Origin of the sequence: Deinococcus aquiradiocola, assembly GCF_014646915.1 — a bacterium.
In the GTDB taxonomy this organism is placed as follows: domain Bacteria; phylum Deinococcota; class Deinococci; order Deinococcales; family Deinococcaceae; genus Deinococcus; species Deinococcus aquiradiocola.
The window spans coordinates 1-20724 of the sequence record NZ_BMOE01000024.1 but is presented as its reverse complement, the minus strand read 5'-3'; the positions used below and the strand labels follow the sequence as shown (position 1 = coordinate 20724).

The window sequence follows — 20724 nt, the reverse complement described above, 5'->3', positions numbered from 1 at the left end:
TGCCCTCCCGGCCTGCCCGCCCGCTTGTTCCGCGCTGCCCGCCTGGCCGTTCACTTCCAGCCTCTCCGGGTCAGGTCGCGGATCAGGACGCGCGCCGCACTGCGCCCCGACGCGCCCATGATGCCGCCGCCCGGGTGGGTGCTCGCGCCCGTGATGTACAGGCCCGGCACGCCCGGCCAGCGGTACTGGCTGGCCGCCATGAACGGCCGGAAGCTGAACATCTGATCGAAGCTCATTTCCAGGTGCATGACGTTCCCGCGGTACAGGCCGAGGTTCTGCTCCAGCCACAGCGGCGTCTGCACGAGTTCGCCCACGATCTGCTCGCGCGTGCCGGGCGCGTAGTGCTCGAAGGCCCGCAGGATGTTCTCGCGCGCCTCGCCGCTGCGCGTCTTCCAGTCGCCGCGGCTCAGTTCGTACGGGTAGTACTGCGCCCACAGCCACAGCACCTCCCCGTCCGGCGGGGCGAGCGAGTCGTCCACCGCCGAGAAACTCATGGCGATCAGGGGCGGGTCGGTGGTCGGCTCGCCCGCCAGGTACTCCCCGTAGCCCTTCATGAGCTGCTGCTCGTTCCGGATGAGCAGGCCCAGGCCCACGCGGCTGTCCGGTTCCGTGTGGTTGCGGTACTTGACCTTGCCCTTCAGCGCGAGGCGCAGCACCATTCCGAATCCGTTCCCGACCCGCACGCGTTTCGCGGCGTCCGGCACGACCTCGTCCGGCAGGGCCGCCACCGTCGCGAGGACGTGCGTGCCGGACACCACGGCGCGCGCCGTGTACCGCTCGCCGCTGTCCAGTTCGACCCCGGCGGCCCGCCCGCTCTCCAGCAGGATGCTTTTCACGCCCGCGCCCGTGAAGATCTGCCCGCCGTGCGCCTCCACCACCCGCGCGAGCGCCCGCGTGAGCCCGCCACTGCCGCCCTTGGGTCTCGCCACGCCGCCCCGGTGGTACAGCGGGTGCCACAGCAGGAACGGCGCGCTGAGCGGATCGGTGGGCGGCGGGCCGCTCTGCGCGGCCATCCACGTGAGCGGCGCACGCACCCGCTCGTCGCTGAAGTACTCGCGGGCCACGTCGCCGTAGGGCCGCAGGATGCGCGACAGCTGATCCTGCATCCCCATCTCGCCCTTGCTGCGGAAGATCATACGGCCCATGTCGAGCGGACCGGGCGCGCTGTTGAAGAGGTCCGCGACCGAATCCGCGAACGGCGTCCAGTCGTTCAGGAACCGGCGGTACGCGTCGCCCTGACCGGGGAACTTCTCGTTCAGTTCGTGAATGGTGCGTTCCGCGTCCCGGTGCACGAACCACGGGTCCTCGCCGTCGCTGGCGTGGAACATGGGGTCCACCTCCAGGTAGTGCAGGCCGTAGCGTCCGAGTTCGAGTTCCTGCACGACGGGCGTCATGCGGATCAGGATGTGCGCGCTCCCGCCGTAATCGAAGCGGTACCCCGGCACGAGTTCCTCGGTGCTGACGGCGCCGCCCACGAGGTGACGGCGTTCGAACACGCCGACCTTCAGGCCCGCCTGGGCGGCATAGGCGGCAGTCACGAGCGCGTTGTGCCCGGCACCCATCACGATCACGTCAAAGTCTGGCAAGGCATTGGCTCCTCAGGGGTGGGACTCCCTGCCCTGACTGTAGCGGCTGCGGCGCGCCGGGATTCGTCACAACGGCGACAGACCCCCGCCCGCAGGTCAACGGCGACAGACCCCCGCCCGCAGGGCATCACGCCCTCCTGCTGGCCTCCCGGCGTTCATGAGGCCCTGAACACCAAGCTGTCAAGGAAAAAAGTCAGATCTCAGAAAGACCGTTTTCTGTAAGCTCTTCTCATGCGCCGTATGCCCGCCCGGAACGTGTTCATCTTCAGCCTGCTGGCGGCCGTGGCCTGCCTGATCCTGACGGTGTGGCTGGGCATGAACGGCACCGCCTGGCTGCTGCTCCCCGCCGTGCTGACCGTGTGGTTCGGCATCGACAGCTGGCGCGCCTGGAACTGGAGCAAAGCGCAGGACTGAGACCACATTGAGCTGACCTCCTGGAGTTCAGCTGAGCGAAGAGGGCGCCAGCACGCATCAGACGCCCGGCCTGTGCGTGCCGGGCGGGAACAGCGGCGGGCCGCACGGTTGTGCAGGGCAGGCGCTCTAGACTGCGGGCATGACGAGGCCCCTGATCTGGCTGGCGCTGGACGGGGTGGGCCACCCGCAGGACGCGCCGCCGGGCAGTGCCTGGGAGGCGCACCTGCCCACCCTGCGCCCGTTCGTGGAGGCGGGCGCGGCGCTGGACGCGACGCTGGGCGTGCCGGGCCTGCCGCAGAGCGCGACGGGGCAGGCGGTGTGGCTGACGGGCGTGGACGCGGTCGCGCTGATGGGGGAGCATTTCGGGCCGCAGCCGGGGCCGACGCTGCGTCGCCTGCTGGACGCGCGGGCGTTGCCGGTGCGGCTGGTGGCGGCGGGTGGGCGGGCGGCGCTCCTGAACGTGTACCCGCCGGGGTATTTCGAGGCGCAGGCCCGGCGGGCGCGGCACGGGTGCTTTCCGTACAGCGTGCTGGCGGCGGGCCTGCCGCTGAACCCGCCGGGCCTGCCGCTGCTGTCCCCGACGCTGGGGCTGGGGTACGCGGAGCCGTGGGCGGCGCAGGACACGCTGGCCGACTGGCGTGCGCGTGGGCGGGCGGTGGCGGGCGTGCGGGGGTATGACCTCCTGATGTTCGACGCGTGGTTCGGGGACGTGCTGGGGCACCTGGGGCGCGAGGTGCCGCCCGTGGGGTTGTGGGGGGCGGCGGTGGCGTACCTGGAGCGGCTGGACGCGCTGCTGGCGGGGTTGCTGGAGGGTGGGGCGGCGGTGGTGCTGAGCAGCGATCACGGGAATTTCGAGGATCTGGGCGTGAAGGCGCACACGGTGGCGCGCGTGCCGTTCGCGGTGGCGGGGACGGGCGGGCTGGTGACGATGGGGGCGAGGTCGGTGCTGGACGGCGGGCAGCGGCTTCACGAATTCTTCGGTGTATGAATATAGCGTTTCATATTCTGCTATACTCGTAATACTCAATCGAGGGCCGCTCCCGGCCCGCCCGCAGACCGGCCCCACCCGGGGCCGCACCTCCTCCTGCGCCGGTCCAGCCACGTCCGCGCCCACCCCACGCCCCCAGCAACGTCCCGCCCACCGGCGGGAGGGTGAACGATGACCAGACCCGTCCCCCCCACCCCAGGCCCGTCTCGCCCTACACCCCCTCACCCCGGGCCGCGCCGCACGCCCCGCCCCCGCCTCACCCGTACCCTGCTGCACGTCCTGTCCGCTCTCGTCGCCCTGACCGGCATGGTCCTCACCTTCCTGCTCGCCCGCAGCGGCCACGACACCGCCGGACTCGTCGCCGTCCTCACCGCCCTCGTCCCGCTCCTGACCGGCCTGAGCCGCACCCGCTGACCCTTCATGAAGGCCCGCCCGACCCGGCACCCGCCGCTCCCTCCGCCACATGGCCGATGCCCACCCCGCCACAATCACCTAGCCTGAACACATGACCCTGCCCGCCCACACCCGCCCGCCGCGCCCGCCCTCGACCCCCCCATCGTCGAGCGGCGCCGCCCTCGCCGTGCTCGGCCGCTACCTCGGCCCGCTCTGGCCGCGCGTGCTGCTGCTCGCCGTGCTGCTCCTCTCCAGCATCGGCCTGAGCCTGTACCTCCCGCAGCTGCTCGCCACCTTCCTCGACACCGCCCAGCAGCGCGGCAGCCTCTCCACCCTCACCCGCCTCGCCCTCACGTACATCGGCATCGCGGTCGGCGTGCAGCTCCTGTCCGCCGGGGCCACGTATATCGGCGCGGACGTCGGCTGGGCCGCCACCAACCGCCTGCGCCTCGACCTCACCACGCACCTCCTGAACCTCGACATGAGCTTCCACAAGGAACGCACGCCCGGCGAACTCATCGAACGCGTGGACGGCGACGTGACCGCCCTCTCGAACTTCTTCTCGCAGTTCGCGGTCCGCGTGTTCGGGGCGGGCCTGCTGCTGCTCGGCGCGCTCGTGATGTTCTGGCGCGAGGAGTGGTGGCTCGGTCTGTTCGTCACGAGCTTCGCGGGCATCACCCTGTACGCCATGAACCGCGTCCGGCAGATCGGCGTGGAACCCACCCGCCAGGAACGCGAGGCGAGCGCGCGCCTCTTCGGCTTCGTGGAGGAACGCCTCACCGGCCTCGACGACGTGCGCGCCCTCGGCGGCGGCCCGTACACCCTCACGCGCTTCCTCGGCGTGCAGCGCACGTACTTCTGGAAGGCGTACCAGGCGTGGATCAAGCGCAGCGCCGTGTGGCAGCTCTCGATGCTGCTGTTCTCGGTCGGGTACGTGGGCGTCATCGCGGCCGCCGTCGGCCTGTACACGGCGGGCGTCGTGAGCATCGGCACGGCCTTCCTGCTGTACCAGTACATGAGTCTCGTGGAGGAACCCATCGACCAGCTCACGCAGCAGCTGCAGGACCTGCAGAAGGCCGGCGCGAGCCTCATCCGCGTCGGCGAACTCCTCAACCTGCACAGCCACCTGCAGCAGGGCACGCAGACCCTTCCGGGCGGCGCGCTCGAACTGACCTTCGACCACGTCTCCTTCGGGTACGAGACGCCCGAAGACACCGACGGGCCGGACCCGGACGCGCACCTCGTGCTGCGCGACCTGAGCTTCACCCTGCAGCCCGGACACACCGTCGGCCTGCTCGGCCGGACCGGCAGCGGCAAGACCAGCCTCACGCGCCTCGTGTCGCGCCTGTACGACCCCCTGCAGGGCCAGGTGCGCCTGAACGGCGTGCCCACCACCGACCTCGACCTGCACGCCCTGCGCCGCCGCGTGGCCGTCGTCACGCAGGACGTGCAGCTCTTCCAGGCGTCCGTGCGCGACAACCTCACCTTCTTCGACCCCGGCGTGCCTGACGACCGCGTCCGCGCCGCCCTCGACGAGGTGGGCCTCCTGCCGTGGCTGGACAGCCTGGACGACGGCCTGCACAGCCAGCTGCCCGTCGGGAGCCTGTCCGCCGGGGAATCGCAGCTGCTCGCCTTCGCGCGCGTGATGCTGCAGGACCCCGGCCTGATCGTGCTGGACGAACCCAGCTCCCGCCTCGACCCGGCCACCGAGGGCCGCCTCACCGCCGCGATGGGCCGCCTGCTGCAGGGCCGCACCGCCATCGTGATCGCGCACCGGCTCGACACCGTCGCCCGCGCGCACGACATCCTGGTGCTCGGCGCGGGCCGCGTGCTGGAGTACGGGTCGCGCGCCGCGCTCGCCCGCGACCCGCGCAGCGAGTACAGCCGCCTGCTCACGGCAGGCCGTGAAGTTCAGGAAGAGGTGCTCGCATGACGTCCGTTCCTGCCCCCACCCCCGAAGGCGCCGCCGCCCGGCCCGCCGTGCCCACCCTGGCGCTCATGCGCCGCCTCTTCGCGTACCGGCCCGGCCTGTTCGCACTGAACCTCGCCCTGTGGGGTGCGTTCCACACGCTGCCCGCCCTGTTCAGCTTCGCGGTCGGCCGCATCTTCGACCGGCTCAACGCCTTCGAGACGCTCCGCGTCGGCGGGCAGTCCACGCAGGGCGCCCTGACCGCCGTGTGGATCATGGTGGGCGTGTTCGCCGCCGCGCGCCTCTCCCGCTTCGCGGTGTTCCTCGCGGCCTTCCGCGCCTTCATCCGCATCTGGTACACCCTCGACGCGCTGCTGCGCCGCAACCTGCTCGGCTACCTGCTCCTCGCGCCCGGCTCGCGCCGCCTGCCCGACACGCCCGCCGAAGCGATCAGCCGCTTCCGTGACGACGTCGAGGACGTGGCCGGGTACACCGAAGTCTGGATCGACTCGGCCGGATTCGTGCTGTACACCGTCGTCGCCCTGACCCTGATGGTGCGCGTGGACCCCGTCATCACGCTGGTGGTGTGCGCGCCGCTGCTGCTGATGGTGGTGGTCGTGCAGCGCCTCTCGCCCACCATCCGCCGCTACCGCCGCCGCATGCGCGAAGCGACGGCCCGCGTCACGGACTTCGTCGGCGAGACCTTCGCGGCCGTCAGCGCCGTGAAACTCTCCGGCAACGAGGACCACATGGTCCGCCACCTCGAACGCCTCGGCGAGACGCGCCGCCGCGCCGCGCTGCGCGACGTGCTGCTCACCGAACTGATCAAGGGCGTGAACAGCAACATGATCGCCGTCGCGACCGGACTGGTGCTGCTGCTCGGCGCGAGCCGCTTCCGGACCGGCGGCCTGAGCATCGGGGACTTCGTGCTGTTCGCGGCCCTCCTGCCGCGCCTGACCGGCAGCATGGGCTTCTTCGGCGACATGATCGCCCGGCACCGCCGCACCGGCGTCAGCTTCGAACGCATGAACCGCCTCCTGCAGGACGCGCCCATCACGCAGCCCGTCGAGCACCACGACGTGCACCTGCAGGGCGACCTGCCGCCCATCCCGCCCGCAGCGGCCGCCGTGCCGCTCGCCCGCCTCGACGTGACGGACCTGAGCGCCGTCCACCCCAACGGACGCGGCCTGCACGGCGCGAGCTTCAGCGTCACGCGCGGCGAGTTCGTGGTCGTCACGGGCCGCATCGGGAGCGGCAAGACCACCCTGCTGCGCGCCCTGCTGGGCCTCATCCCCCGCACGGACGGCGAGGTCCGCTGGAACGACATGCCCGTCACCGACCCCGCCTCGTTCTTCGTGCCGCCCCGCAGCGCGTACACCGCGCAACTCCCGCAGCTCTTCAGCGAATCCCTGCGCGAGAACGTCCTGATGGGCCACGACACCGACCCCGGCACCGCCGCCCGCCTGGACCGCGCCCTGCACCTCGCCGTCATGACGCCTGACCTCACGCAGCTCGGCCAGGGCCTCGACACGCCCGTCGGCGCGCGCGGCGTGAAACTCTCCGGCGGACAGGTGCAGCGCGCCGCCGTCGCCCGCATGCTGTCCCGCGACGCGGACCTGCTGGTGTTCGACGACGTGAGCAGCGCCCTGGACGCCGCCACAGAAGCGCAACTGTGGGCCGGACTGTTCGCCGAACGCCACGGCACCACCTGCCTCGTCGTGTCGCACCGCCGCGCGGCCCTGCTGCGCGCCGACCGCATCCTGCTGCTCGAAGACGGCCGCCTCACCGACAGCGGCACCCTGCCGGAACTGCTGGAACGCAGCGCCGAAATGCGCGAACTGTGGGCCGAGGACACCGGCCAGGCCTGAGTGAGCGGAAGGCCACGGAAAGAAGGCGGGCCGCCCCCAGTGTGGGGCGGCCCGCCTTCTACACTTCCCGGCCGGAGTTATACGGTTTTGATCCGATTCCAGGGATGCCGGAAACAGCACCGACATCCCTTCCATCTCCTCCCAACCGTACTTTTTGGTGCTCGCTTCGCTCGGCTGAACTCTACAAGTTCAGCTCAAAACCGTATTATTCCTTCTCGGCGGGGTTGGTGGTGTCGCTGTCCACGCCGCGCGGCGCTTCGGGGTTCTGCACGAACTCGAAGGGGTCCACGGCGTCGAAGCCCACGCCCTTCTCGTAATCCTGAATCTTGACGTGCAGGCGCTTCACGTCGCCCTCGATGCTGCCGTAGTCGAAGGAGTCCCAGATGGCCGTCTGGACGGTCGCCTGCCCGTCGAAGTCCGGCACTTCACGGGTGGCCTTGATGCCTTCCTCCAGCTTCTTGCGGCTCTCGATGCCGAGGTTCCGGAACGCGACCTGCATCACGTCGCGGTTGAAGTCGCGCGGGCCGTAGATGCCGGCCTTGTACACGGTGGTCGAGAACTCGTCCCAGTCCGGCACGAGGTGCGAGGCGGGCATCGAGAACTGCCCGATGACGTTCTTCACGGCTTCCAGCGTGCGGGCCGGGTAGTAGTACAGGTACAGGCGCGTGCACTCCAGGAAGAAGTTGTAGTGCGCCGCCTCGTCCACCGCGATGGTCTGCGCGACGCGGGCCAGGACCGGGTCCACGGCGTTCGCGACCTTGTCGCTCTTGCCGTTCGCAAGCTTCATCAGGTTCAGGTAGTTCAGCTGCGTGGCGCGCTCCTGGAACACCGTGTACACGAGGTTGTGGATGGCGTCCGGGAACGGCAGGTGCCACTGCTGGGCGCGCAGGCGTTCCTTGTACTCCGCGAGCCACTGCGGGCTGCGCTGACGGCTGAACAGCACGGCGTTCTCCCAGGCGTCGGCGTGCTTTTCCTCCTCGCTGCCCCAGCGGAGCTGGAAGTGGCTGCGGCCGTGGCTGCGGCGCACGAGGTTCACGAGTTCGCTGGTGTAGTCGGGCGCGTACTGCTCCACGGCGAAGAAGCCCGTGATGGTCGTCATGATCTCCTTGGGGAGGTCGTGACGCAGGCCCTTCCAGTCGAAGCTCAGGTCCGCGTTCCAGTTGCGCGTCTCCTGACTGCGGGCGGTGTACCAGCGGTACAGGCCCAGGAAGGCGCGTTCGATCAGTCGGTCTTTTTCACGGTTGCTCAGCAGTCCGGCCGGGGTGCGGGGCACGTCCAGCAGGGCGTTGGGGGGCAGAATGGCACTCATGGTGAACTCCTTATCGGGGCCGTCCGCCAGTTGGCTCCGACCCTCGCCCGTATGCATAGCGTCGCTCGGCGGGGCAGAGGATACCAGAGCCTAACATCTCTGCGTGAGCGGGCACAGGGACGCGGCACCCACTCCCGCTGCCCGTGGCGGGGGGTGTGAGCAGACTGTGCCGTACCTCGCAGTCATGTGGAATGCACTGTGAGGACCGGGTGTAAAGGGATGTTAAACAGTGTGGGACGTGAATGGCGACAAGACGGCGCTTTTTGTGAATACCATGACGGGGTTAAAGGCAGACAACCACCACCGGAGGCCCACAACCACATGGAGCAACGAATCTTACTGATTGAAGACAATCCCGATATCACCCGCGTGGTGCAGTACGAACTGGAGCAGGCCGGTTACCGTGTCCTCACCGCTCCGGACGGCATCTCGGGCCTCACGAGCGCGCGCGAGAACGTCCCGGACCTCGTGATCCTCGACCTGGGCCTGCCGGACTTCGACGGCGCGGAGATCGCGCGCCGCCTGCGCAAGACGAGCCCCGTCCCGATCATCATCCTGACCGCGATGGACGCCCTGGACCGCAAGGTGAACCTGCTGGAGGCGGGCGCGGACGATTACATGACCAAGCCCTTCCACCCGGAGGAGCTCGTGGCGCGCGTGAAGGTGCAGCTCAGGCACCAGCAGCACGGCGAGGTCATCATGATCGGCGCGCTGGAAATCCACCCGCAGAAGCGCCTGTGCCACTACAACGGCCACGAGGTGCGCCTCTCCCCGAAGGAATTCGACCTGCTGACCTTCCTGGCGCGCCAGCCGGGCCGCGTGTACTCGCGCGGCGAGATCGAGCGCGAGGTCTGGAACGGCGAACTGCCCAGCAACAGCAACGTCGTGGACGTGCACATGGCCAACATGCGCGCCAAGCTGCGCGACCTGGACGGCTACGGCATCATCCGCACGGTGCGCGGCATCGGGTACGCCCTCAAGACCAACTGAACCGTGACGCTCCTCCGCCCGGATCCTCGGCTTCCCGCAGGGTCCGGGCGTTCTGCCGTGTGCGGCTGGCGGTGCGCGCTGCTCCTGCCCGCCCTGCTGCTGCTCGCGGCGGCGCCCGTCCCCACGCCCGCGCAGCAGCTGCTGGCCCGCGTGAATGCACTGCGGGCCGCAGGCATCGTCTGTCCGGCCGGGGAGTCCGCACCCACCCCGGAGGCGGGTGCCCGGCGGCCCCTGACCGGCACGCTGGCCTTCTCGCCGCTGCACGCGGCGGCGGCGTTCATGCAGGCGAAACGCATGGTGCAGGTGAATGACGTGACGCACGAGGGCGAGGGTGGCAGCACCCCGCAGAGCCGCGCGGCCACTGCGGGCATCCGGGCGGCCAGCGTGAGCGAGATCGTGTACCTGGGCCGCCGGGGCGGCGTGGAGGGTGCCGTCACGTGGTGGCGGCACTCGGCCGTGCACTGCCGCGTCATGACCGACCCGCGCTACAGCGTCGCCGGGGCGAGCGTGGTGGCCGGACCGGACGGCACGGCGTACGTGATGGTCCTGACGAGCGCCGTCCAGCCCTGACGCGCAGCCCGCTGCTGCCGTAAAGTTCACGTCCGGCGGCGGGCGCGGCCCGGTATACTGGCCCCACATGAGAAACCTGACGCGGGTCTTGATCCTGGCCGCCGCCGCCTGGAGTGGCGCGAGCGCCGCCGCCTCATCCAGCGCCGAGGGGCAGCTCCTCGCCCGCCTCAACGAGGTCCGCGCGCAGGGCGTCACCTGCCCCGGCAGCGGCACGCGGCCCGTCGCAGGCGCCCTCGCCCCGTCCGACCTGCACGCCGTCTCGGCCCTGAAGCAGGCGAGTTACATGGCGCAGAGCGGCGTCATCAGTCACACCGGGCCGGGCGGTACCACCCCGCGCGTCCGCGCCGCCAGCACCGGCATCCGTTCCGTCAGCGTCACCGAGATCATCTACATGGGCAGCGGCCTGAACCCCGAGGCGGCCATGCAGTGGTGGCTGCACTCGCCCGTCCACTGCTACTACATGACCGACCAGCGCTACACGACCGCCGGGGCCAGCATCGTGCGCGGCAGCCGCGGCACCGCGTACGTGATGGTGCTCACCAGCACGCCCAGGTGACGGGCCTCAGCGTTCCTCGGGCAGGCGACGCACGGGGAGCCTGACCCAGCCGCGCCGTGACACGAAACGCGCGACGATCACCACGGCGGCCCCGCTGAGCTGCACGCCGAGCTGCGGCAGGTGCCCCTGCAGCAGGTACACGGTGAGCGCTCCGGCGGCGGCGGCCGTGGCGTACAGCTGGTCGCGGCGGTACAGCACTTCCGGGACCTCGTGGGCCAGCAGGTCGCGGATGATGCCGCCGCCCACGCCGGACAGCATGCCCGCAAAGGTCACGCCGAGCGGTCCGAGGCCCAGCTTGGTGGCTCCCAACGCGCCGGTGGCGGCGAACAGGGCCAGGCCCAGCGTGTCGAAGAGGCTGATGGTCCGCTCGAAGCGCGCGAGGCGCATTCCGAACGCGAAGGCCGTGAGGGACCCCGCAATCGCGAGCCACAGGTACGTCTCGTCGCGCAGGAACAGCGGCGGGGTGTTGCCGGTCAGCGTGTCGCGGATGGCGCCGCCGCCGACGGCCGTCACGCAGCCGAGTACGAGCACGCCGAACAGGTCGAAGCGCTTGCGGACCCCGAGCAGCGCGCCGCTCAGGGCGAACATCACGGTGCCCACGATGTCGAGGGCGCGCAGGCCCGTCTGGATGCTGCTGATACCGTTCAGGTGGAAGGGGTCCGGCACGGTTCCAGCATACCTGCCGCTTCCGCGCCTGCGGCCCCCCGTATCTGCAGGGCGCGCGTCACGGTGTGCGCAGGCCGCGCCGTGTTAGCGTCGGGCATGACGCAAGTGGCCCAGCCTTCCCGGAGCGGCGTGACCGACCTGTACTTCGACTTCCTGTGCCCGTACGCGTGGCGCGGCCTGGAACTGGCGGACGTGCTGCGCCGCGAGCACGGCATGCGGTTCCGGCTGCGGCACTTCTCGCTGGTGCAGGGCAACCACGCCGAGAACCCGGACCGCAAGCACCCCACGTGGTGGCTCGACCGGCAGGTGGCCGGTCAGGGCAGCGATTACCAGGCGGGCAGCCTGAACGCCTTCCTGGCGGGTCAGGCGGCCCTGCAGCAGGACGAGGACGCCGCGTGGGCCTTCACGCTGGCCCTGTTCCGCGCGAAGCACCAGCCGGCCGAGGGCGTGCCTGCCATCGACCTGCGCAACGACGGTCAGATTCGCCTGCTGGCCGAGGCGACCCTCGACGCGGACGCGTTCGGGCGGGCGCTGGAGGACCAGGAGGGCCTGCGGGCCGCGCTGCACGAGGACCTGCAGGACAGCGCCACGCTCGGCGTGTTCGGCACACCGACCTTCCACCTGCCGGACGGGAACATCGCGTACTTCCGGTTCGCGAATCTCGTCACGGAGCCCGGCGCGGCGCTCGACCTGTGGACGCTGTACACGCGCGTGCTGACGGACGGCGCGCGCATCGAGACCGTCAAGCGCGCGAAGTGACGCCCGGCGGGACGGTCCGCACCCAGGTGAGCCACATCGCTTCCGTGCGGTAGCCCAGGCGGGCGTTCACGCGCAGCATCGGGAGGTTGGCGACGGTGCCGCCCGTCCCGGCCGTCCTGAAGCCTTCCCGGGCCGCCCAGTCGAGCGCGGTGGCTTTCACGAGCGTCGCGAGGCCCCGCGAGCGGTCCTGCGGGCGGGTCGCGGTGTGCTCGCTCGCCACCCCGCGCCCGTCCACGGTGAGGGCGGTGTAACTGCGGACCTGCGTGCCGTGCAGCGCCGCGAACACCTGCCCGCCCGCCACCATCTCCCGGAAGTACGCGGGCGTGTCGGCGTCGTGCGTGGTGGTGGGGTTGCGCGGCGCGTCCTGCAGGCCCTGGCGGTACAGGGCATGCAGCGCGTCCCACGGCGCGGCGCGGTCGTCTGCCGCGAAGCGGTGCACTTCCGTTCCGGCGAGGTAGTGGCGTTCCTCCAGCGGCCGGAACGGCGTGAACGTGAAGGCCGTCAGGTCCAGCTGCGCGCCCCACGACTGGTACGCGTTCCGCCATCCGGCCGCCGTCAGGAACGCGACCTGCGGACGGTGATCCTCGCGGACCACGCTGAGCAGCCTGCGCGTCCCGGCCCGTCCGGCGCGGGCGAGGGCCTGCAGGTACAGCGGCGTGAACGCGGCGGGCTCGCCGTACAGCTGCACGCGCAGGCTGCCGGGCGCGGTGGGGAAGGGGTCGGCGTCCAGGCCCGCCACGACCTGCCCGGCCTGTTCGGCGGTCAGGGTGAAGCGTTCGGTGGTGGGCGCGTGCAGGCGGGCCGTGACGCGTTCGGCCGTGTACGTCCACTGGTGCAGGTATGCGAGCGTGAGGAGCCGCGCGAGCTGCGGCGCGTCCGGCGGGGCGGCGTCCCGCACGGTGATGCCGGAGTCCGGCCCGGCGTTCACGGGGTGGCCTCGAAGGCCAGCCAGGCGGGCTCGATGTCCGCGCCCAGGCGCCGCAGGACGCCCAGGTATGCGTGGTCGCGGCCCACGCCCGCCGTGTTCAGGAACGTGAGGCCCTGCGCGTGCAGGGACGCGCACACGCGCGCCTGCAGGGCCGTCCCGATGCCCTGCCGCCGCTCGCCGGGCCGCACGAGCAGCACGGCGTTCCAGGCGTCCAGCCGGGAGCGTTCCGGCAGCGCCAGTCCCACCACGTCCGGGTCGACCGTGCCCTCGCCGCGCACGGCGACCCACCCCGCGTCCCACAGCGTGTCGGGGTCGTCGTGCGTGGGGCTGGCGGCGGGAATGGTGGGTTCGGCCGTCATTTTGTCCGCGTGGTGGGCGGCGTACAGGGCCGCGAGGCGCGGGTCGTGCCGCAGGGGCGCGGCGGGTCGCAGCTGCACGCCCGCCTGTGCCAGCCGCGCTTCCAGCCGGTCGGCCGGGGTGGGGGGGTGGGCCGCGTCCGTCATGCGGAACCCGCCCCCGAAGGTGCGGTGCACTTCCCGGAACCCGAGGGCCTCCAGGTCGGGGCCGGTACCGAGGTAGTCGGCGCGGACGCTGGTCCACAGGCGGGTGCGGCCGCTGGCCGTGATGGCGGGCCGGGCGGCGTCCAGCAGGGCGCGGGCGGTGCCGTGGTCTCTGTGGTCCGGGTGCGTGCAGAGGTTCACCCAGACGTGCTGCGGGTGGAAGTCCGGGAAGCTGAGGCTCAGGCTGCCGGTGAGCTGTCCGTCCTGCTCGCTGATCAGCCGATGGCCTGCCGTGCGGGCGAGCGTGGCGTTCAGGTGTGCGGCGGTGGTGTGGAAGTGCGGTTCCTGGCCGCTGTTCAGGAGCAGGGCGAGCGTGTGCGTGTCGGCGGGCGTGGCCGGGCGGACGGTGATGGACATGGCGTCAGGATGGGGCGGGAGGGGCGTGGCGCGCCACCCGGGAGGGGTAGGCCGAATGGCTGACCGCCTGGGCGTTAAAACACATCTTTCTAATCTGTAATGGACGTAATATGTCCATACCGGAATGGGAGCGCCAGCAGAGCGCCCGTCCTCCAGCCCGGCACGCGCGGCCCCCCGCGAACCCCCGACCACAAGACCGCCCCCGACCATCATGGCCGGGGGCGGTCCTCTACTGATCTGCGCTCAGATGCTCATCGGTTCCGGCATCCCGATCCCGGGCGTGTCCGGGTTCGGGGTCGGCGTGCTGCCCGGCAGGCCCGGCGTGTCCGGATTCACGGGCGGATCGTACACCGGCACGGGCGCGTCGTGACCCGGCGCTTCCTCCGGCATGGGGTGAGGAGCGGTCGGCGGAACGTGATCCGGAACTTCGGGAAGACCGGGCTGATCTGCGGGATTCGTCATCTGGAGCCTCCTTGAACGGATGCCCCGAGTATGCCCGCGCACTCTGGCGCTCCCCGCAGAACGGCGTGAAGCGCCCTTAACCCCCGACCGACGCCCTCAGCGGCGGCCGTAGTTGTTGCCGCTCGGCGACACCGGCGTCGTCGCGGCCGGACGGGCGGGCATGCCGCCCATCCCACCCATGCCGCCCATCCCGGCGATCGGGGTGTTCGCGGCGTTCGGGTCCGCCGCCAGACGCGAGAACTCCTTGCTGTCCACGGCGCGCTCCATGCCCGTCTCGTGCGTGATGAGGCGCTTGCGGAACAGGCCCGCCAGGTACGCGTCCATGGTGACCATGCCCTCGCGCATCCCGGTCTGCATCACGGACGTGATCTGGTACGTCTTGCCCTCGCGGATCAGGGCGCGCACGGCCGGGTTCGCGATCAGCAGCTCGTACGCCAGGATGCGCCCACCGTCCACCTTCGGGAGCAGCTGCTGCGTCATGACGGCCACGAGGTTGTTCGCGAGCTGCACGCGGATCTGCTCCTGCTGCTCTTCCGGGAACACGTCCACGATACGGTCGATGCTCTCGGGCGCGCTGTTGGTGTGCAGCGTCCCCATCACGAGGTGCCCGGTTTCGGCGGCGGTCACGGCGGCCTTGATGGTCTCGTAGTCTCGCATTTCGCCCACCAGGATCACGTCGGGCGCCTGACGCAGCACGGCGCGCAGCGCGTTCTGGAAGTCGACGGTGTCGCTCCCCACCTCGCGCTGGTTGATGATGCTGTTCTTGTGCGTGTGCATGAACTCGATCGGGTCCTCGATCGTCATGATGTGCATCTTCTTGTTGGCGTTGATGTAGTCGATCATGGCGGCCAGCGTGGTGGACTTGCCGGACCCGGTGGGGCCCGTCACGAGGACTAGTCCGCGCGGCGCGTTCGCGACGTCCACCACGTTCGGCGGGAGGCCCAGGTCGCCCACGGACTTGATGGTGGTCGGGATGAGACGCATCACGCCGCCCACGTTGCCGCGCTGCATGAAGGTGTTCACGCGGAAGCGGGCCTTCTCGCCCAGCGCGAACGAGAAGTCGAGTTCGCGGCGCTCCTCGAAGGTCCGCTGCTGCTTCTCGTTCATCATGCTGTACATCAGTTTGCGGGTGTCGGTGGCGTTCAGTTCGGCGAAGTCCTCGCTGCCGTACACGCCGTGAATCTTGAACTGCGGCGGGAGGCCCACCGTCAGGATCACGTCGCTGGCGTTCTTCTCGGCGGCGGTACGCAGGATGTCGGTGATGTCGGTCGCGGTGTGCATACGGTACTCCTTCGGGAACGGGGGAGAGGACGGGCGGGTGAGGTGAGGGGTTCAGGGGTCCCGTCCGGTGCCTGCGGCATGGCCGCCGGACGGGGGGAAGTTCAGACGCTCGTGACGGCCAGCACTTCTTCCAAGGTGGTGACGCCCGCCATGGCCTTCTCGATGCCGTCCATCCGGAGCGTCTTCATGTCGCTCTTCTCGATGGCCACGTCGCGCAGGTCGCTGGCGCTCATGCCCTTGCCGATGGCGCGGCGCAGCGGGTCGTCCACCACCATCAGCTCGTGGATGCCCATGCGGCCCTTGTAGCCGGTGCCGCCGCAGCGCGGGCAGCCCGCCCCGCGGAACAGGGTGGCGCCCTTGAAGTCCTTGTCGTTCAGGCCCAGGCGGCGCAGCACGTCCGGGTCGGCGTTGGTGGGCGTCTTGCACTCCTGGCAGACCTTGCGCACGAGACGCTGCCCCAGCACGCCGATGAGTGCCGCGCCGATGTTGAAGTTCTCGACGCCCATCTCCTCCAGGCGCGTGACCGCGCCGGGCGCGTCGTTGGTGTGCAGCGTCGCCACCACCAGGTGACCCGTGAGGGCCGCCTCGGTCGCGATCTTCGCGGTTTCGGCGTCCCGGATCTCGCCCACGAAGATGATGTCCGGGTCCTGTCGCAGGAAGGCGCGCAGCGCGCGCGCGAAGGTCATGCCCGCCACGGGGTTCACCTGCGACTGGTTGATGCCGGGAATCTCGTACTCGACCGGGTCCTCGATGGTGGTGGTGTTCTTCTCGGGCCGCGCGATGCGTTTCAGGATCGAGAAGCTCGAGAAGGACTTGCCGGACCCGGTGGGTCCCGTGATGAGCAGGATGCCGTTCGGCTTCTCGATCAGGTCCGTGAAGCGCTGGAAGTTGTGCTCCGACAGGCCCAGCTGTTCCACTTCGGGGATGTTGCTGGCCTTCTGCAGGAGGCGCATCACGGCCTTCTCGCCGTACAGGGTGGGCAGCGTCGAGAGTCGCAGGTCCAGGTCGATGCTGCCCTTCTTGAAGCGCACGCGGCCGTCCTGAGGGACGCGGCGTTCCGCGATGTCCAGCTGACCCAGGATCTTGATGCGGGCCAGCACGCTGAGCGCCGAACCTTTCGGGAGTTCCATGTGGTCGCGCAGCGTGCCGTCCACGCGGTAGCGCACGCGGACGCTGTGCTCGGTCGGCTCGATGTGAATGTCGGACGCCTCCTGCAGCGCCGCCTCGCGGATGATGCTGTCCACCACGCGCACCACGGCGTTGTCGTCGAGGTTCGTCTGGTCCTGTTGCGCCTCGCGTTCCTTGTCGCGGCTGCGGCTGTTCTTGCTGAGCTCCTCGTTGAGGGCCGCCATGTCCTGCGACCCGAAGTACCGCTCGATCAGCCGGACGATGTCCTTCTCGGCCATCACGGCAGGCACGATGTCGCGGCCCGTCAGGAGGCGCAGGTCGTCCAGCGCGAACACGTTGCGCGGGTCCTTCATGGCCACCACGAGCGAGTTGCCCTGCAGGCGCATCGGGACGACCACGTACCGGCGCGCGGTGCTTTCCGGGATGAGCAGCGCCACCTTCGGGTCCGGCGGGTTCTGGACCGGGTCGAGGAACTCGTAGCCGAGCTGCGCGGCGAGACTGCGCGCCAGCATCTCCGGGCTGAGCTTCCCGGACTGCACGAGCGTGTCCTCCAGGCGGCCGCCGCCGGACGTCTGCTTCTGCAGGGCCGCGTCGATCTCCTCGCTGCCCGCGAAGCCCAGGTCCACGATCACCTCGCCGAGCGGTTTGACCTTGCCGCTGCGGGCCTGCACCTGCAGCGCCTCACGCAGCTGCGAGCGGGACAGCGAGCCCTGCTGCACCATCGCCTCGCCGAGCCGTCCGCGCTGCGGGTAGCAGCGGTCGATGAGGGCTTCCACGTCGTTCGGGCGGCCCAGCATCAGGTGCACGGGCTTGCCCATCAGCGCCTCGATGTCCGCGAGGCGGCGCGGGTCGCTGCCGATCACGGTGATGCTGCCCTCGCGCTCCTCGACCGGCACGGCCGACAGGCGCAGCGCGTCGGCGCGCAGCAGCAGCCCCAGCAGTTCCTCGGGCGGCTCGTAGTCGCGCGGGTTGCGCACGAAGACCGTCCCGGCCTGCTCGGCCAGCGTCTCGTACAGCTGCTCTTCCGTGATGAGCTTCAGGTTGATGAGCAGCGCCCCGATCGGCTCGCCGCTCTGCTTCTGCTGCTCCAGCGCGCTCATCAGCTGTTCCTCGCTGATGATGCCGCGCGACACGAGCCGCTGCCCGAGCAGCGACACCGTGCCGTCCTGTGCCTCCTGCGGCGCGGCCGCCTCCAGGTTCAGTTCCGGGTAGTTGCTGGCGATCGCCCACTGCACCTGTTCGCGCAGCGCCTGGTACAGTTCCACGTTCAGGCCGCTCGCGTCCTCCACCGTCTCGAGGTTCAGGTTGTTGAGGGGGTCCACGAACGCGACGCGCAGCGTGTCGCCCTCCAGCGCGAACGGGAACGCCAGGGCCGCCAGGGCCACCTGCGCCTTCACGCTGCCCAGCGCGCGCGGGTCGGGCGTGAGGACCGTCAGGTTCACGAGCGGAATACCGAGCGCTTCCTCCACGGCCCGTGCGATGCGTTTCTCCCCGACCATGCCGCCGTCGATCAGGATGTCGGCCAGCCGTCCACCCACCTCGGCGTGCTTGTCGAGTGCCTTCTGCAGGTCGAGGTCGTTCACGTACCCCTGTTCGAGCAGAATCGCGCCCAGTCGCCGGTCTCCAATAGAAAGTGCCATCAGTCGTTCCTCCCGTGTCTGCTGTCAGGGTTGATCGTAGCGTCCGGGCCCTCGGGCGGCGGAGTCAGCGGTGTGTCCGTGCCGGTCCGGGCCTTGCGGGGTGCCCAGTCGTGGCCGTAGCGTTTCAGGACGAGGCGTTCCAGTCGCCGGGTCAGGCGCGTGTGCGGCAGGGCGTTGTCGGAGATGGGGCGCACCATGACGGTGAACATGCCGCTCCAGTTGCCGCCCAGCACGTCCGTGAACAGCTGGTCGCCCACCATCGCCACCTGGTGTGCGGGCAGGCCCACGGCGCTCAGGCCGCGCCGGTACTCGCGGGCGAAGGGCTTTCCGGCGAGGCCCACGCCCGGCAGGCCGAGTCGCTGCGCCCAGATGCGGGCGCGTTCGCGGGTGGCGTTGGACAGCAGGTACAGCGCGTACCCGGCCGTCTGCAGGTCGCGCGCCCAGGCGGTCACGTCGGTCCGCTCCTCGTACGACCCGTACGGGATGAGGGTGTTGTCGAGGTCCAGCAGCAGGCCCTTCAGGCCGTGCGCCTCCATGAAGTCGGGCGTGATGTCATGAATGTGCGGCAGGATCACGCGCGGCCGCAGCAGGTGCGTGCGGCTCACGCGGTCTCCCGTCCGGGCGTGCCGATCACGGCCCACATGCGGCCCGTGACGCCCGCGTCGCGGCGGTAACTGTAGTAGTCGTCCCCGGTGCTGCAGCGGTCCGCCGACCACAGGTGTTCGGGGCGCAGGCCCGCGCGTTCCAGCAGGTGCAGGTTCGCGCCGCGCAGGTCCAGGTGCCCGTCCTGCGCGTAGTCCTGCAGGCCCGCGTCCCGGAAGGCGGCCGTCACGTCCGGCCCGACCGGGTAGCGTTCGGCGCTGATGCCGGGCCCGACCGCCGCGCGCACCCGTTCGGGCCGGGCGCCGAGCGCCACCATCGCCCGCAGTGTTTCGGCCGCGATGTCCTGCACGGTGCCGCGCCACCCGGCGTGCGCGGCGCCCAGCACGCCTGCCTCGGGGTCCTCCAGCAGCAGCGGGTAACAGTCGGCCGTGCCGATGGCGAGCAGCACGCCCGCGTCTGCCGTCACCTGCGCGTCCGCGACCTGCAGCGCGCCGGGGCGGGCCTGCACGACGCGCGTGCCGTGCACCTGGTCGAGCCGCGACACCTGTTCGGGCCGGAAGCCCAGGCTGGCGCTCAGGCGGCGGCGGTTCTCGGTGACGGCGGCCGGGTCGTCCTGGCGGTCGTCGAGGTTCAGGCCCGCGAAGGGCCCCACGCTCACCCCCCCGGCACGTGAAGTGAAGCCGTGCCGGGACCGCAGGAGGGGGGTAGTCATGATCATCCGGTCTGTAGTATCGGGGCGCATCTGTCACCGCATTCTGACTTGTATGACGGATTACAAATGGGCGTCGGGTACAAAGTGAACGGCCCCCCGCACCCCGCCCACACTGGGGGGGATGCGCCAACCCGCACGCGCACGGCAGGCTAAACTGCCCGCAATGAAGCTCGCTGTCCTCGCCGATCTGCACGCCAACCTGGAGGCGACCCTCAGCGTCCACGCCGACGTGCAGCGGCGCGGCATCACCGAGATGTGGGTCCTCGGCGACCTCGTCGGCAAAGGCCCCCGCCCCAAGGAAGTCCTCGACTGGGTGCAGAGCTGCGCCACCCGCGTCGTCCAGGGCAACTGGGACGCCCGCGTCGCCGGTGCCAGCCACCGCCCGCAGGACCTCTGGCCGCGCAGCCTCCTCTCCCCGACCGACCTGCGCTACCTCGCCGACCTCCCCTACGGCATCGAGGAAACCTTCGCGCGGCAGGTGTGGCGCTTCGTGCACGCCGGCAGCCGCGGCGTCTTCCACCGCCTGTACCCGCACAGCAGCCTGCAGGAACAGGTCGCGGCCTTCGAAGCCAACCCCGCCCTCGGCCTGCACCAGCAGGCGGACGCCCTCGTGTACGCCGACATCCACGAGGCCCTGATGCTCGACGTGGAAGGCCTCCCGCTCATCAACTGCGGCTCGGTCGGCAACCCGCTCGACAGCACCCTCTCCTGCTACCTGATCCTCGACTTCCCCGACACGCCCAACGGCGTGGGCTACAGCGCCCAGTTCGTGCGCCTCCCGTACAACCGCGCCGCCGAAGTCAGCGCCGCCGAGGCGAGCGGCATGCCCTTCACGCGCGAGTACATCACCGAACTCCTCACCGGCGCGTACCAGCGCCGCCGGGTACGCGGCGTCGAATAATACGGTTTTGAGCTGAACTTCTGGAATTCAGCCGAGCGGCCCGCATACCCGCGTGGTCGTGGGGTCATGGTAATGAGGCGTTGTAGCGGTGGATGAAGAGCCACACGAGCATCTCCAGATGGGCCTGCTTGCGGCTGAACGACA

20 protein-coding genes are annotated in these 20724 nt (G+C 70.4%); 10 read left to right on the top strand and 10 right to left on the bottom strand.

Translation table 11 applies throughout. The features are described 5' to 3' along the window. Positions 1 to 50: 50 nt before the first annotated feature. Positions 51 to 1586: a phytoene desaturase family protein gene (locus IEY33_RS18575; protein WP_188964789.1), complete on the bottom strand. Its 1536-nt coding sequence runs from the start codon at positions 1584 to 1586 to the stop codon at positions 51 to 53. Between the two features lie 231 nt (positions 1587 to 1817). Here IEY33_RS18575 and IEY33_RS18570 point away from each other — a divergent pair, with 231 nt between their 5' ends. From IEY33_RS18570 to IEY33_RS18550, 5 genes are all read left to right on the top strand, one after another. Further along, positions 1818 to 2000, top strand: coding sequence for a hypothetical protein (locus IEY33_RS18570; RefSeq protein ID WP_188964788.1), 183 nt, complete (start codon positions 1818 to 1820; stop codon positions 1998 to 2000). Positions 2001 to 2139: 139 nt separating this feature from the next. Then, positions 2140 to 2988 carry a metalloenzyme domain protein gene (locus IEY33_RS18565; RefSeq protein ID WP_188964787.1) on the top strand — a complete coding sequence of 283 codons (849 nt, stop codon included), beginning with the start codon at positions 2140 to 2142 and terminating at the stop codon, positions 2986 to 2988. Positions 2989 to 3159: 171 nt separating this feature from the next. Further along, positions 3160 to 3402: a hypothetical protein gene (locus IEY33_RS18560; protein WP_188964786.1), complete on the top strand. Its 243-nt coding sequence runs from the start codon at positions 3160 to 3162 to the stop codon at positions 3400 to 3402. 91 nt (positions 3403 to 3493) lie between these two features. Further along, the gene (locus IEY33_RS18555) at positions 3494 to 5314 is read left to right on the top strand and encodes an ABC transporter ATP-binding protein (RefSeq protein WP_188964785.1); all 1821 of its coding nucleotides are present in this window, start codon (positions 3494 to 3496) and stop codon (positions 5312 to 5314) included. Further along, the gene (locus tag IEY33_RS18550) at positions 5311 to 7158 is read left to right on the top strand and encodes an ABC transporter ATP-binding protein (protein ID WP_188964784.1); all 1848 of its coding nucleotides are present in this window, start codon (positions 5311 to 5313) and stop codon (positions 7156 to 7158) included. The genes IEY33_RS18555 and IEY33_RS18550 overlap by 4 nt, the downstream gene beginning before the upstream one ends. 205 nt (positions 7159 to 7363) lie before the next feature. Here IEY33_RS18550 and IEY33_RS18545 read toward each other — a convergent pair whose 3' ends face one another. Beyond that, a complete protein-coding gene (locus IEY33_RS18545) occupies positions 7364 to 8467 on the bottom strand; it encodes an acyl-ACP desaturase (RefSeq protein ID WP_188964783.1) in 1104 nt (367 codons plus the stop codon). Between the two features lie 321 nt (positions 8468 to 8788). Between IEY33_RS18545 and IEY33_RS18540 the strand changes: the two genes are divergently transcribed. The 3 genes from IEY33_RS18540 (at position 8789) to IEY33_RS18530 (ending at position 10583) form a co-directional block, all read left to right on the top strand. Beyond that, complete coding sequence (locus tag IEY33_RS18540) at positions 8789 to 9457, top strand: response regulator transcription factor (RefSeq protein ID WP_188964782.1); 669 nt, start codon at positions 8789 to 8791, stop codon at positions 9455 to 9457. Between the two features lie 57 nt (positions 9458 to 9514). Continuing rightward, complete coding sequence (locus tag IEY33_RS18535; protein WP_188964781.1) at positions 9515 to 10027, top strand: CAP domain-containing protein; 513 nt, start codon at positions 9515 to 9517, stop codon at positions 10025 to 10027. 67 nt (positions 10028 to 10094) lie between these two features. Further along, complete coding sequence (locus IEY33_RS18530; RefSeq protein WP_188964780.1) at positions 10095 to 10583, top strand: CAP domain-containing protein; 489 nt, start codon at positions 10095 to 10097, stop codon at positions 10581 to 10583. Positions 10584 to 10589: 6 nt separating this feature from the next. Here the strand turns inward: IEY33_RS18530 and IEY33_RS18525 are convergent, their stop codons facing one another. Further along, positions 10590 to 11249, bottom strand: a complete 660-nt coding sequence (locus IEY33_RS18525) for a trimeric intracellular cation channel family protein (RefSeq protein ID WP_229671159.1) — start codon at positions 11247 to 11249, stop codon at positions 10590 to 10592. Between the two features lie 96 nt (positions 11250 to 11345). Between IEY33_RS18525 and IEY33_RS18520 the strand changes: the two genes are divergently transcribed. After that, the gene (locus IEY33_RS18520; RefSeq protein ID WP_188964779.1) at positions 11346 to 12008 is read left to right on the top strand and encodes a DsbA family oxidoreductase; all 663 of its coding nucleotides are present in this window, start codon (positions 11346 to 11348) and stop codon (positions 12006 to 12008) included. On the opposite strand, the gene IEY33_RS18515 is transcribed toward IEY33_RS18520, so the two are convergent. The 7 genes from IEY33_RS18515 to IEY33_RS18485 all read right to left on the bottom strand — a co-directional run bounded on the left by IEY33_RS18515 (position 11992) and on the right by IEY33_RS18485 (position 19679). Further along, positions 11992 to 12936: a GNAT family N-acetyltransferase gene (locus IEY33_RS18515; protein WP_229671158.1), complete on the bottom strand. Its 945-nt coding sequence runs from the start codon at positions 12934 to 12936 to the stop codon at positions 11992 to 11994. The two genes, IEY33_RS18520 and IEY33_RS18515, sit on opposite strands and share 17 nt — an antisense overlap. Further along, the gene (locus IEY33_RS18510; protein WP_188964778.1) at positions 12933 to 13853 is read right to left on the bottom strand and encodes a GNAT family N-acetyltransferase; all 921 of its coding nucleotides are present in this window, start codon (positions 13851 to 13853) and stop codon (positions 12933 to 12935) included. The genes IEY33_RS18515 and IEY33_RS18510 overlap by 4 nt, the downstream gene beginning before the upstream one ends. A gap of 243 nt (positions 13854 to 14096) precedes the next feature. Then, positions 14097 to 14315, bottom strand: a complete 219-nt coding sequence (locus IEY33_RS18505) for a hypothetical protein (protein WP_188964777.1) — start codon at positions 14313 to 14315, stop codon at positions 14097 to 14099. A gap of 96 nt (positions 14316 to 14411) precedes the next feature. After that, positions 14412 to 15596: a type IV pilus twitching motility protein PilT gene (locus tag IEY33_RS18500; protein ID WP_188964776.1), complete on the bottom strand. Its 1185-nt coding sequence runs from the start codon at positions 15594 to 15596 to the stop codon at positions 14412 to 14414. Positions 15597 to 15697: 101 nt separating this feature from the next. Continuing rightward, on the bottom strand, positions 15698 to 18364 hold the full coding sequence (locus IEY33_RS18495) for a type II/IV secretion system protein (RefSeq protein WP_188964775.1): 2667 nt from the start codon (positions 18362 to 18364) through the stop codon (positions 15698 to 15700). Next, on the bottom strand, positions 18364 to 18969 hold the full coding sequence (locus tag IEY33_RS18490; protein WP_306415626.1) for a YqeG family HAD IIIA-type phosphatase: 606 nt from the start codon (positions 18967 to 18969) through the stop codon (positions 18364 to 18366). Before IEY33_RS18490 ends, IEY33_RS18495 begins: the two co-directional genes overlap by 1 nt. Further along, positions 18966 to 19679, bottom strand: coding sequence for a purine nucleoside phosphorylase YfiH/LACC1 family protein (locus IEY33_RS18485; RefSeq protein ID WP_188964773.1), 714 nt, complete (start codon positions 19677 to 19679; stop codon positions 18966 to 18968). Before IEY33_RS18485 ends, IEY33_RS18490 begins: the two co-directional genes overlap by 4 nt. Before the next feature lie 163 nt (positions 19680 to 19842). Here IEY33_RS18485 and IEY33_RS18480 point away from each other — a divergent pair, with 163 nt between their 5' ends. Further along, positions 19843 to 20580 carry a metallophosphoesterase family protein gene (locus IEY33_RS18480; RefSeq protein WP_188964772.1) on the top strand — a complete coding sequence of 246 codons (738 nt, stop codon included), beginning with the start codon at positions 19843 to 19845 and terminating at the stop codon, positions 20578 to 20580. Positions 20581 to 20724 lie beyond the last annotated feature (144 nt).